12 protein-coding genes are annotated in these 11,649 nt (G+C 64.9%); 6 read left to right on the top strand and 6 right to left on the bottom strand.

Annotation, left to right across the window (positions count from 1 at the left end):
- The 3 genes from A2J02_RS21515 to A2J02_RS21505 all read right to left on the bottom strand — a co-directional run.
- A partial coding sequence (locus A2J02_RS21515; RefSeq protein WP_068053321.1) for a pseudouridine synthase occupies positions 1–582 on the bottom strand: 582 nt, incomplete at its 3' end.
- Between the two features lie 4 nt (positions 583–586).
- Positions 587–1,429: an oxygen-dependent tRNA uridine(34) hydroxylase TrhO gene (trhO, locus tag A2J02_RS21510; protein ID WP_068053319.1), complete on the bottom strand. Its 843-nt coding sequence runs from the start codon at positions 1,427–1,429 to the stop codon at positions 587–589.
- An 18-nt stretch (positions 1,430–1,447) separates the two neighbouring features.
- Complete coding sequence (locus A2J02_RS21505) at positions 1,448–3,100, bottom strand: alkaline phosphatase D family protein (protein ID WP_068053316.1); 1,653 nt, start codon at positions 3,098–3,100, stop codon at positions 1,448–1,450.
- 127 nt (positions 3,101–3,227) lie between these two features.
- Between A2J02_RS21505 and A2J02_RS21500 the strand changes: the two genes are divergently transcribed.
- Together A2J02_RS21500 and A2J02_RS21495 are read left to right on the top strand one after the other, a co-directional pair.
- On the top strand, positions 3,228–4,700 hold the full coding sequence (locus A2J02_RS21500) for a cryptochrome/photolyase family protein (RefSeq protein WP_068053313.1): 1,473 nt from the start codon (positions 3,228–3,230) through the stop codon (positions 4,698–4,700).
- A 208-nt stretch (positions 4,701–4,908) separates the two neighbouring features.
- On the top strand, positions 4,909–6,327 hold the full coding sequence (locus A2J02_RS21495; RefSeq protein ID WP_068053307.1) for an HNH endonuclease signature motif containing protein: 1,419 nt from the start codon (positions 4,909–4,911) through the stop codon (positions 6,325–6,327).
- A 164-nt stretch (positions 6,328–6,491) separates the two neighbouring features.
- Here A2J02_RS21495 and A2J02_RS21490 read toward each other — a convergent pair whose 3' ends face one another.
- Positions 6,492–7,541 carry an iron-siderophore ABC transporter substrate-binding protein gene (locus tag A2J02_RS21490; protein WP_068053303.1) on the bottom strand — a complete coding sequence of 350 codons (1,050 nt, stop codon included), beginning with the start codon at positions 7,539–7,541 and terminating at the stop codon, positions 6,492–6,494.
- Between the two features lie 102 nt (positions 7,542–7,643).
- On the opposite strand from A2J02_RS21490, the gene A2J02_RS21485 reads away from it, so the two are divergent.
- Positions 7,644–8,480 carry an SDR family NAD(P)-dependent oxidoreductase gene (locus A2J02_RS21485; RefSeq protein WP_068053301.1) on the top strand — a complete coding sequence of 279 codons (837 nt, stop codon included), beginning with the start codon at positions 7,644–7,646 and terminating at the stop codon, positions 8,478–8,480.
- Complete coding sequence (locus A2J02_RS21480) at positions 8,477–8,971, top strand: SRPBCC family protein (RefSeq protein WP_068053298.1); 495 nt, start codon at positions 8,477–8,479, stop codon at positions 8,969–8,971. Before A2J02_RS21485 ends, A2J02_RS21480 begins: the two co-directional genes overlap by 4 nt.
- A 3-nt stretch (positions 8,972–8,974) precedes the next feature.
- On the opposite strand, the gene A2J02_RS21475 is transcribed toward A2J02_RS21480, so the two are convergent.
- A complete protein-coding gene (locus A2J02_RS21475; RefSeq protein ID WP_068053323.1) occupies positions 8,975–9,484 on the bottom strand; it encodes a mycothiol transferase in 510 nt (169 codons plus the stop codon).
- A 99-nt stretch (positions 9,485–9,583) separates the two neighbouring features.
- Here A2J02_RS21475 and A2J02_RS21470 point away from each other — a divergent pair, with 99 nt between their 5' ends.
- Complete coding sequence (locus A2J02_RS21470; protein WP_068053295.1) at positions 9,584–10,618, top strand: NADPH:quinone reductase; 1,035 nt, start codon at positions 9,584–9,586, stop codon at positions 10,616–10,618.
- Between the two features lies 1 nt (position 10,619).
- On the opposite strand, the gene A2J02_RS21465 is transcribed toward A2J02_RS21470, so the two are convergent.
- Positions 10,620–11,093 (bottom strand): phosphoribosyltransferase, encoded by a 474-nt coding sequence (locus A2J02_RS21465; protein ID WP_068053292.1) that lies wholly within the window; start codon positions 11,091–11,093, stop codon positions 10,620–10,622.
- An 84-nt stretch (positions 11,094–11,177) separates the two neighbouring features.
- Here A2J02_RS21465 and A2J02_RS21460 point away from each other — a divergent pair.
- The coding region (locus A2J02_RS21460; RefSeq protein ID WP_068053289.1) for a class I SAM-dependent methyltransferase at positions 11,178–11,649 on the top strand (472 nt) is incomplete at its 3' end.

The raw sequence follows: 11,649 nt of genomic DNA, 5'->3' as shown, positions 1-11,649 counted from the left end.
TGCCGTCATCACCCCGTGCTCCTTGAGGATTCGGCTGCGCACAACGCGCGGAAAGACCAGTGCTGCATCGAATCCCGCAACCGCCTCGTACTCCTTGGTGACGTTTCGGGAGGAGAAGAGTTCCTGATAGGGCCGTCGGGCATGCTTGGTCTTGGTGAAGAGCAACACCCCTGCGGTGGCGCGATCGAGTCGGTGCGCGGGCGTCAGGTCGGGGCAGTCGAACTGCTTGCGCAGTCGCACGGTCGCCGTCTCGGTGACGTGCCGACCACGCGGGATGGTGGCGAGGAAGTGCGGCTTGTCGATCACCAGCAGGTCGTCGTCCTCGTGCAGGATGCCGATCTCGAACGGGACCGGAACCTCCTGCGCTGGAATGCGATAGAAGTACACCTGACTTCCGGCGCGATACCGCGTATCGACGGAGATCGGCCTGCCCTTCTCGTCGACCACTTCGGCGTCGCGAATGGCCCGCCGCCAGTCGTCGTCGGGCAGCTCACGTTCGAGATACTCCACGACGGTGGTGACCGAATCACCATGCGGCAGAAGCAGTCTGAGCGGAGCGAGACCGTCCCGGAAGGGCAGCATCTTTCTAGGCGCAGTCGAGGCAGATCAACCGCAGACCACGGCCGGCGTCGCCGTCGAAGTCCTGGTACCGGGACGTCGGATTGCCGCAGGCACTGCAGCGACCGATGACGGCGGTGTGGTCGGAGAAGTTCTGCGCCATCCGCTTGTCGAAGACGAACAACGACCCCTCCCAGAGCGCGTCGTCGCCGAAAGTTTCTGCGTACCGAACGATTCCGCCGTCGAGCTGATACACCTCCTCGAAACCACGGGCCACCATCAGCGAAGAGAGCACCTCGCAGCGGACTCCCCCGGTGCAGTACGTGACCACCGGGGACTTCTTCAGATGGTCGTAGGCACCGGAATCGAGCTGGAAGACGAAGTCCCTCGTCGTCTCGACGTCGGGCACCACCGCGTTCTTGAACTTGCCGATCTTCGCCTCGAAGGCGTTGCGCCCGTCGAAGAAAACGACGTCGTCGCCGCGGGAATCGACGAGCTCGTGCACCTGCTGCGGACTCAGGTGTTTACCGCCGCCGACCACTCCGTCGGCGTCGACCTTCAACTCGCCGGGGGCACCGAACGTGACGATCTCGTCGCGCACCCGCACGCTCAGGCGCGGGAAGTCGTTGCCGAGCCCGTCGGACCACTTGACGTCGGCCGCCTTGAACGCCGGATAGCTGCGGGTGCCGCGGACGTACCGTTTGACGTCGTCGACGTCACCGCCCACCGTCGCGTTGATGCCGTGCTCGGAGATCAGGATGCGTCCGGTCAGATTGTTCGACGCGGCCAGCGTCTGCTGCCACAACCGGATCGCCTCGGGATCGGGTAGCGGAGTGAACACGTAGAACAGGACGATTTTCGGTACAGCCACGCCGACCAGTATGGCGCGTTACCCGGCAGGCGGTGCCGCCGCCCGGACGCGCTGGGTGCCGGAGTCGACGGTGAAGCCCGCTCCCCAGTAGACGCCGGTCTGCGGATCTTCCTTGGCGGTGAGGAACCAATGGTCCATCCGCGCCGCCGTCCTGGTGACCTCGAAGACACCGAACCCGTGACTGTCCAGGTCCACGAACTTCACGTGTTGGTTGAGCGCCTTGAATGCCTCCTCGGCGACCCGGCCCAGCGTGTGGGGCGGAGTACGCGTCAGGTCGTCGATGTTGGCCGAGCTGACCGAGGTGACGACGAGCTCCGTGGCAGCAGGCTCGGTGGTTGCGTACTGCGCCGCGTCGAGGGGTACCTCGCAGGCCCAGGCCGAGTGGATGTCGCCGGTGATGAAGACGGTGTTGTCGACGCCCGCGTCCACGATGGCCCCGAGCAGCTTGCGGCGGTCGGCGGTGTATCCGTCCCACGGATCGGCGTTGTACGGCAGACCGCCCTCCGGGATCCCGAGAAGCGAGGTGACCGCCCTGGCCGCGTCCCGGTCCAGCGGCGGGATGAGAGTGGGCGTGATCATCACCGGATTGCCGACGATCTTCCACTGCGTCGGCGACGAGACGATGCCGTCGGTGAGCCACTGCATCTGCTCCGCGCCGGTGATGGTCCGGTTGGGCGAATCGACCTCGGGCCCGTTGAACGGCAACACCTGCTGCGAACGGTAGGTGCGTAGGTCCAGCATCGACAATTCGAGGAGGTTGCCGAACCGCAGCCGACGGTACAGGTGACGGTTGGTTGCGGTGCCCGCCGCCCGCACCGGCATCCACTCGTAGTACGCCTGCTCGGAATTGGCCTTGCGGGTGGACCAATCGCCCTCGGTGCCCGGAGTGTGGTTCTGCGCGCCGGTGTCATAGGCATCGTTGGCGGATTCGTGGTCGTCCCACGTGCAGATCCACGGCACGCCGATGTGCGCGGCCTGCAGATCGGGATCGGACTTGTACTGGCCGTGGCGCTGACGGTAGTCGGCAAGGGTGACGATCTCGTGGGTGGGCGAATGCTGCCGGATCACCCCGTCGCGGCCCGGGAATCCGCCGGTTTCGTACTCGTAGATGTAGTCCCCGAGATGGACGATGGCGTCGAGATCTCCGCGGGCGGCCAGGTGCCGGTACGCGCCGAAGTAGCCCGACTCCCAGTTGGAGCACGAGACGACGCCAAAACGCATCGCATCGATATCGGCGTCGTTGGCCGGTGCGGTGTGCGTGGTCCCGACGGCCGATGCCGCGTCGCTCGTCCGGAAGTCGTAGAAGTACGTGGTGTCAGCGCTGAGTCCGTCGACGTCGACCTTGACGGTGTGGTCGGTGGCGGGGCCGGTTTCGACGGTTCCGGAAGCGACGATGTCACCCATGTCCGCGCTGCGGGCAACACGCCACGTCACCGATACCTGCGGGCCGACGCCGGAGCCCGGGGTGGCGTCGGGCGCGGGGGTGATGCGGGTCCAGAGCACGATCGCGTCGGGCAACGGATCTCCCGACGCCACCCCGTGCAGAAAGCCGCGGTCGCTGCCCTGCGCGTGGGCGATCGCCGGCAGTGTCGTGGCGACTCCGGCCACCGCGACGGCCACCGACGACGAGCGAAGAAACGTCCTTCTGGAAAGCGCAGACTCAGCGTGCATCGGGTCAGTCCATGCGATGGATGGTCGGTGGTCAAGTAAGGCGCGCCTGGGTCGGCCACAGTGTTCACCGGCCGGCCATGTGCCGGACGCTGGTTTGCCTTCGTCGCTGCGGGAGAACACTCCGGGAATGGACGCTCTGTGGTTGTTCGGTGATCAGCTCGGCCCGCACTTTCACTCCGTGGACGAGCACGCGGATCGGGATGTGCTGATGATCGAGTCCCGGCGCGTGTTCCGGTGTCGGAGATACCACCGACAGAAGCTGCATCTCGTGTTGTCGGGGATGCGGCACCTCGCCGACGAGTTGGGTGATCGCGTCACCTACTTGCAGACCGAGACGTACCGGGAGGCGCTGGCCGAATACGGCAAGCCCGTGGTGGTGTTCGAGCCCACCTCGCACGCGGCGGAGAAGTTCGTCGCCACGTTGCACGAGGAGGGCTTGGTCTCGGAGATTCTGCCGACGCCGATGTTCGCGCTTCCCCGCGCCGATTTCGCGGAGTGGGCAGCCGAGCGCGGCACCTTTCGGATGGAGACGTTCTACCGCGAGCAACGCAAGAAGTTCGGGGTACTGATGGACGGTTCCGAACCGGTCTCCGGAAAATGGAACCTCGACGCCGAGAATCAGTCACCGCCGCCGAAGGGACGCCTGACGCTCGGAGTCGAAGAACCGTGGTGGCCGACCGAGGACGCGATCGACGAGCAGGTGCGCGCCGACCTCGACGACTGGGACCTCGACACCGTCGGAGTGGACGGGCCACGAGTGTTCGCGGTGACTGCTGCCGAGGCGTCGGATGCGTTGGCGCACTTCGTGAACTACCGCTTGGACGACTTCGGCAAGTACGAGGACGCCGTGATGGCCGACGACTGGACGATGTCGCACTCGCTGCTGTCGGTGCCACTGAACCTGGGTCTGCTGCAACCGCTGGACGTGGCGCATGCTGCCGAGGACGCGCATCGCGACGGCACCCCCTTGGCGAGCGTCGAAGGGTTCGTGCGGCAGATCCTCGGCTGGCGCGAGTACGTGTGGCATCTGTACTGGCATCTGGGGCCGGAGTATCTCGAGCGCAACAAGCTCGACGCCCATGAGCCGCTACCGGATTGGCTGACGGAGTTGGACGGTGATGCCGTGGTGGCGAAATGCCTGTCCAGCACCGTCGACGGTGTGCGTGATCGCGGGTGGGTGCACCACATCCCACGACTGATGATCCTGGGAAACTTTGCGCTGCAACACGCCTGGGACCCGCGAGCGTTGACCGAATGGTTCGCAACGGCTTTCGTCGACGGGTTCGCCTGGGTGATGCCGGTGAACGTGATCGGCATGAGCCAACACGCGGACGGTGGGGTGATCGCCACCAAGCCGTACGCCTCGGGCGGGGCGTACCTGAACCGCATGACCGACTACTGCAAGCCGTGCGAGTTCAACCCGAAAAAGCGACTGGGCGACGACGCCTGCCCCTTCACCGCCGGCTACTGGGCTTTCGTACACCGACACCGCGAGATGTTGGCGCTCAATCACCGCACGGCGCGACAGGTGTCGTCGATGAACCGATTGAGCGACTTGGAGCAGGTGCTGGAACAGGAGCGTCAACGCGAGGTGTACTGACGCGCCGGATGCCTGAACCAAGGATTTCCGAACTTCGAGAGCGTTGCGATCTATGACAGATCGCCGCCGCGGTCGCTACCTGGAAACGGGATCCGCGCTCCTATCACACGTCACCGACATGTTCTGATTCTCGAATCCTTATGCAGGGCAATAGTTTTCGATTGCACTATGGTTGCCGGTCGAACACACGTTCGATACACTTGCTTCCATGACCACGGAGATCTGGCAACTGAGCGAGAGCGAACTGCTCGCCGACGCCACCGCGGTCTCCCATCAGATCCAGTTGTTGGAAGCCAGGCGGATCGCTCTCGTCGCCGAGATCGACACCCGCGTCTCACGGGAGAAACTCGGCTTCCCCGGACCCGCCGGCTGGCTGACCTCCACCACCCTGCTCTCACCGTCCAAAGCCACCAAGATCGTCGCCCTCGCCCGCGGCATGGCTGCGTTTCCCGACATCGCCGACGCCGTGAACACCGGCGTGATGACCGTCGATCACGCCGCGCTGATCCTCACCTTCGCCGAAACCCCACCGGAGAACCTGCCGGAAAAGGGTCGCGACATGGCCCGCGCAGCCTTGATCAAATCTGCGACAGGACCCGACGCACGCACCGGCCGGATCCGAGCAGCGATCACCCGACTCGAAGACAGCTTCGGCACCAAGAAACCACCTGCCGAGAACACCGACCGCAACGAACTCTTCGCCTCCACAACCCTCAACGGGCGGCTGGTGTTGAAAGGCGATTTCGATGCTGTCACCGGCGAAAAGCTGCTCACTGCACTCTCCCCGCTGACCGAACCCCACCCCGCCGCCGACGGCACCCAAGACCAGCGCAGCCCCGCCAAACGCAGAGCCGACGCCTTCGGCCACATCCTCGACCAATACCTCGCCTCCAGGGATCGCCCCATCGAAGGCGGTGAACGCCCGCACCTGAACCTGCACATCCGGTTGCAGGACCTCACCGACCTCCAGAACTACGGAGGCGAAGACGACATCACCGACGACGAAACCTCACGCGCAGCAACCGAAACCGACACCGACACGGACCCCGTCGATCCGGTCGACATCAACACCGGCGCACCGATGCACCCCGACACGGCAGAACCGGACGCGGCGGATGAACCCGAGGCCGGCAAGGCTGCGGGAGCTGCCGCTGATCGCGGCGCGTATCGGGACCTGTTCGGCGACGGCACCACGGTCGGCTGGCTGCCGTGGATGGGACCGCTCTCCCGCAACACCTCCCGCCAACTCGCCTGCGACTGTGTTCTCACTGCGATCGTGATGGACGAGAACGGCAACCCGCTCAATCTCGCCCGCACCGCACGCACCATCACAGCCAAACAACGAAAAGCCCTCACCGCCCGCGATCACGGGTGCGCATTCCCCGGCTGCGGAAAACCCGCCGCCTGGACCGAAGGACACCACATCTGGCACTGGGGCGACGGCGGCCCCACCGACATGAACAATCTGGTTCTGTTGTGCGGGTTCCACCACCGCCTCATGCACCACTCCGATTGGGAAGTGTTCATCGGCACCGACAACCACCCGTGGTTCGTACCGCCAGCAACCGTCGACCCCTACCGGCAACCCAGACCATCACACGCCCGCGCAGGCCCCCACATCGCCTGAACCCGCCCAAAGACCACTCCAGCCCCGCACCGAAACACCGGTGCGGGGCTGGAAGAGATTGTTCGACAGGCCGATTCGAGTGGAGCACGGATCGGTCACCGTGGTCGTGTCACATCACCTCGAGCGGGTGTTGCAACAGGAACGACTGCGCGAGGTGTACTGACCTAGTTTGCGTCGAGTGTCGCGATCGCCTCGTCGATCATCGGCACATATCGCTCGAGTGCCCACGGCACCGTCAGCGGATTGATGATGGACGATCCGGTGACGAACGACTGATCCGTCGGCGCAACGACCGAACCGCGGGACACAGCCGGAATCTGCTTGTATGCAGGCTGATTCTCGGTGTCGGTGCGGTTCTGCGGGTCCGAGTAGAAGGTGAAGATCAGGTCCGAGTCGTTCAACAAATTCGCGTTCTCCAACCCGATGACCGCCGAGTCGGTGCCCTCGGTTTCGTCGAGCGTGTTCACCACCGGATCGACCTGCAACCCGAGAGCTCGCACCATGGCGACGCGTTGCTCGTCGGCAAGAAACACTCCGAGCGTCCCCGGCCCGGTGTTGTAGATGTACGAGAAACTCACCCCGGCATATTCGGGGTGCTCGCTGGTGGCGTCGGCGAAGCGGCCCTTGATCTTCTCGATCTCGTCCGCCGCCTTCTGCTCCTCCCCCATGGCCTTGCCGATGACGGTGATCTGGTCTTCCCAGGTGATCGTCCACGGCTGTTCCTCGTACGTGACCACCGGTGCGAATGCGCTCAGCTTGTCGAACTGATCCTGTGTGACGCCGGACCACGGGGCCAGAATCAGATCGGGTTCGAGGGCAGCAACGGCTTCGATGTTCAATTCGGTTCCACCAGTGAACTGTTGGGGAAGTTCGGCACCCAACTCGGTCACCGCGTCGTGAACCCACGGCAGATACCCGGTGTCGTCGGCACCCCATGAGTACTCCTCGACGCCGACGGGCACGGTGCCCAGCGCGATCGCCGTCTCGGCCGAGCCCTGCCCCAGAGTGACGATGCGCTCCGGCTTCTCGGTGATGACGGCCTGACCCAGAGCCGAATCGATGGTGACAGTGGCAAAGTCACCGCCGCCGTCCTGTTCGGGCTCGGCAGTATCGGCAGAGGAGCACGCCGCCACCACCAGGGTTGCCACGGCAAGCGTGGACAGCAGGGTTGCACGGCCGGCAGTGCGTCGACCGGCCGGTGACACTGAGAACATGGTTACCTCTCGACGAACCAGCGGGAATCAAAGTAAGACTAGGCTAACCTACAAGTTCCGTTCAAATGCGCTGCCCGGCGGCCATTCGCTACGGTGGGTCGCATGAGCCTTCCTCGTCCAGCACCCGACCGGACCGCCGTCGTGACCGGAGCGTCCTCGGGCATCGGGGCATCCATCGCCCGCGAACTCGCCTCTCGGGGCTACGGCGTCACCCTCGTCGCTCGGCGAGCCGACAAGCTCGAAGACTTGGCACAGGAGATCCGAGCACGGGGAGTCCGAGCCGAAGTGCTCGCAGCAGACCTCTCCGACCGCAGCGCTCGCGCCGAACTGCTCGGCCGCATCACCGAACTCGGTCTCATCCCGGACATCCTGATCAACAACGCCGGACTCTCCACCCTCGGACCCGTCGCAGAGTCCGACCCCGACGCTGAGATGCACATGATCGAGGTCGACGTGGTCTCCGTCGCGGACCTGTGCACCCGGTTCCTCCCCGGCATGGTCGAGCGCCGACGCGGCGCACTGCTCAACGTTGCCTCGACTGCCGCGTTCCAACCTCTGCCCGGACAGGCCGGCTACGGCGCGTGCAAGGCATTCGTGCTCTCGTACACACAGTCGCTGACCGGTGAACTGCGTGGAACCGGCGTCACGGCCACCGCGCTGTGCCCCGGACCGGTACACACGGGATTCGGCGAGGCCGCAGGGTTCGCGAAAGACGATGCCGAGAAGGCACTTCCGCCGATCATGTGGGTCGAGGCGGACACAGTCGCCAAGACTGCCGTCGACGACATGACCAAGGGGCGCATGGTGTCGATTCCGGGAGCGGCCAACCGCGTCGGGTCCATCTTCGCGCAGATCACCCCGCGAACGGTGTTGGTGCCCATGCTCACTCGCATTCACCCCGGCCTGGGCAAGAACGCCCGCAAGGGAGCCTCGTCATGAGCCGCGAACTCACCGTCTCGGACAGCATCGTCGTCGCTGCCGATCCGAACACTGTGTACGCCGCGATCAGCGACCCCACGCGCATGGGTGAGTGGAGCCCGGAGAACAGAGGTGCCACCGTCCACGAACCCCGCGAGAGTGCCTACGTGGGAATGGTATTCGACGGAACCAACAAGCGCGGCCGAGCGAAGTGGGTCACTCGCTGCACCGTCACCGCGGCCGAGCCTGGCAAGACCTTCGAGTTCCGCGTCCACGCCATCGGCAAGAGCGCTCCGAAGATCAAGGGCGCGAACGCAACCTGGCGATACGACTTCGAACCGGTCGCAGGGGGCACGAAAGTGACCGAGACCTGGACCGACGACCGGACGAAGTGGCCCGACGCGCTGGCGCTCGTGTTCGACAAGATCGTCACCAGCGGTAAGACGTTCCCGCAGTTCCAGCGTCGCAACATTCGCAAGACGCTGGAGAATCTGCAGAAGGTCTACGCCTGATTCTCAGGCCTGCCGGGTGTACAGGCCGAGAACGTACGAGGCCTGCCCGGCATGTTGAAGGTCGTCGGACACCACGGACACCAGCCGTGCACCCAGCGTGACCGGCGGGTCCCAGTTCTCGTCGACGATCCGGTCCAGATCGTCGGTCGAGATACTGCTCAGGTAGGCAACGGTTTTCGAGTGCACGGCGTCGTGGTACTCACGCAGCAAGTCGGCGCTCGAGGTGACATGAGCGACGTCGGAGGACGATTGGCCGTACCCGATATCGGACCGGTCGAACGGGAGACCGAAGCGCTCGAACCACGAGTCGGAGTTCCACAACTGCTCGCTGCCTGCCACTCCGGCGATGTGGTCGTCCTGCACCCGCGTCAGGTGCCACAGCAGCCACGCGATGCTGTTTGCCTCGGAGTCGGGCCGGTAGGTCAACGCTGCGGCGGGGATGTCGTCCAATACCGAGTGGACGAGTTCCTTGATTCGGCCGAACGCGTCGGTGAGCAGTTCGTTGTGATTCATGCGATCCGTTTCTCCTGTGACAGCACTGATGACCACCCATGCATACCCCCGATGCGCCCGCAGGGAACATCGGGGCGGTCCGAGCGCGTTGGACCGGATATGACTGCTCCAGCGATTGTGTACACCCGCACCGGCGCTTCGTCCGTCCTCGAACTGAAGGATCGCGAGGTGACCGAGCCGGCCGCAGGCGAAGTTCGGGTCCGCATCGTGGTCTCGGGCGTCAATCCGACGGACTGGAAGAACAGGACCGGCTCCGGGCCGGGTGAGAACTTGGCGTTCGACGAGGTGGTACCGAACCAGGACGGCGCCGGAGTGATCGACGCTGTCGGCCCCGATGTCGAGGGGCTTGCCGTCGGAGATCGCGTCTGGGTCTACCTGGCCCAACATCAGCGCCCGACCGGTACCGCCCAGTCCTTCTCGATCCTTCCTGCCTCCCGCGTGGTTCGGCTGCCCGATGGCGTCGGATTCGACGTGGGCGCAAGCCTCGGAGTGCCCGCGATGACGGCGCACCGCGCACTGACCGTCTCCGAGGACGGACCCACGCGGCTGCACCCAGGCGCGCTGGACGGCAAGTCGGTTCTGGTCGCCGGTGGTGCCGGTGCCGTCGGCCATGCCGCGATCCAGTTGGCCCGCTGGGCGGGCGCGACCGTGGTGACGACGGTCAGCGGGCCGGAGAAGGGCGCACTGGCCACCGCCGCGGGCGCGCACCACGTGGTGAACTACAAGACCGGCGATGCCGCCGCCGAAATTCGTGAATTGGTTCCTGCCGGAATCGATCTCATCGTCGAGGTGGCTCCCGCACAGAACGCCGCACTCAACGCTGCCGTAGGAGCGAACCGCGCCTCGATCGCGGTGTACGCCAACAATGGCGGCGACACAGTGACCCTCGACGTTCGGCCGAACATGGTGCTCAACACGCGCTACCAGTTCGTCCTCCTCTACACCGTGGGCGACGAAGCTCTTCGCAACGCCGAGGCGGACGTCAGCGCGGCGGCAGCAGCGGGCGTGCTCGAGGTGGGCGAGGCCACCGGCCTACCGCTGCATCGGTTCTCGCTGAGCGAGACCGCAGCGGCACACGACGCCGTCGAGAACGGAACCGTCGGCAAGGTGCTGATCGACGTCTCCAGCGAATAACTCAGGTGATGACCGGCAACGTGGACCATGGGAAATTGATCCACTTGTCGGTCTCACGCCATGAATAATCCGGCTGCACAATGGTTCTCGGCTTGGTGTAGATCACGGCCGATCGCACGTCGGCGGTATGCACCTTCAGTAGGTCGATGACCAGAGCCAGTGTGCGGCCGGAATCGGCGACGTCGTCGACGACGAGCAACTTCTTTCCGACGATTGCGTCGGTGTCCAGAAGCGGTTCGAGGACAACAGGATCGGGCAGGGTCTCCTCGATGTCGGAGTAGAACTCGACATTGAGGGTGCCCGCCGCCTTGACGCCCATCGCGTAGGAAATCGCACCCGCGGGAATGAGTCCGCCGCGAGCGATCGCGATGACGATGTCCGGGACGAACCCGTCGTCGACGATCTTCTCGGTCAGGTCACGCGAGGCGTCCCCGAACGTCGCCCATGTCAGCACTTCACGTTCCTGTTCGGTCATGGAGCATCACTCTACCCAGCACCAGATTTTGCCGAAATAGCAACGATGTTTGCGTGAAGGCCTGGCAGCGGGCAGTCTCGAACCATGGCCGACCACACACATACTCACACTCATTCCGCCGACGGGGCCCACGTGGAACCGGATTTCGAGAACGGTGCCTTCGACGAGGCGTTCTGGGACGACCTCTACAACCAGCGCACCACCATCTGGAGCGGCAATCCCAATGCCGTGTTGGTACAGGAAGCGTCCGAGCTGACTCCGGGTCGCGCACTGGACATCGGCTGCGGTGAAGGTGCGGACTCCCTGTGGCTGGCCGGTGAAGGCTGGAACGTGACCGGCGTCGACATCTCCGATGTCGCCCTCGGCCGGGCTCGCGCGGCGCAGCAGGCTCTGGAGCCGCAGACACTTGAGGTGGAATGGCGTCAGGAAGACGTTCTGGAGTGGACTCCCCCGGCCGCGGCGTTCGATCTGGTGTCGGTGCACTTCCTGCAGGTGCCGCCGGACGAGCTCGCACTGACCACCCGCAGGTTCGCGGCTGCTGTCGCACCGAAGGGAC

This window comes from Rhodococcus sp. EPR-147 (assembly GCF_001647185.1).
Taxonomy (GTDB): domain Bacteria; phylum Actinomycetota; class Actinomycetes; order Mycobacteriales; family Mycobacteriaceae; genus Rhodococcoides.
Note: the sequence above shows the minus strand (reverse complement) of the source record. Positions and strands in the feature narration are given on the sequence as shown.

Coding starts and splice junctions, on each gene's coding strand:
- A2J02_RS21500 (WP_068053313.1), top strand. CDS start 3,228: ATGGACGCTCTGTGGTTGTTCGGTGATCAGCTCGGCCCGCACTTTCAC.
- A2J02_RS21465 (WP_068053292.1), bottom strand. CDS start 11,093: ATGACCGAACAGGAACGTGAAGTGCTGACATGGGCGACGTTCGGGGAC.
- A2J02_RS21505 (WP_068053316.1), bottom strand. CDS start 3,100: ATGCACGCTGAGTCTGCGCTTTCCAGAAGGACGTTTCTTCGCTCGTCG.
- A2J02_RS21480 (WP_068053298.1), top strand. CDS start 8,477: ATGAGCCGCGAACTCACCGTCTCGGACAGCATCGTCGTCGCTGCCGAT.
- A2J02_RS21490 (WP_068053303.1), bottom strand. CDS start 7,541: ATGTTCTCAGTGTCACCGGCCGGTCGACGCACTGCCGGCCGTGCAACC.
- A2J02_RS21485 (WP_068053301.1), top strand. CDS start 7,644: ATGAGCCTTCCTCGTCCAGCACCCGACCGGACCGCCGTCGTGACCGGA.
- A2J02_RS21470 (WP_068053295.1), top strand. CDS start 9,584: ATGACTGCTCCAGCGATTGTGTACACCCGCACCGGCGCTTCGTCCGTC.
- A2J02_RS21495 (WP_068053307.1), top strand. CDS start 4,909: ATGACCACGGAGATCTGGCAACTGAGCGAGAGCGAACTGCTCGCCGAC.
- A2J02_RS21475 (WP_068053323.1), bottom strand. CDS start 9,484: ATGAATCACAACGAACTGCTCACCGACGCGTTCGGCCGAATCAAGGAA.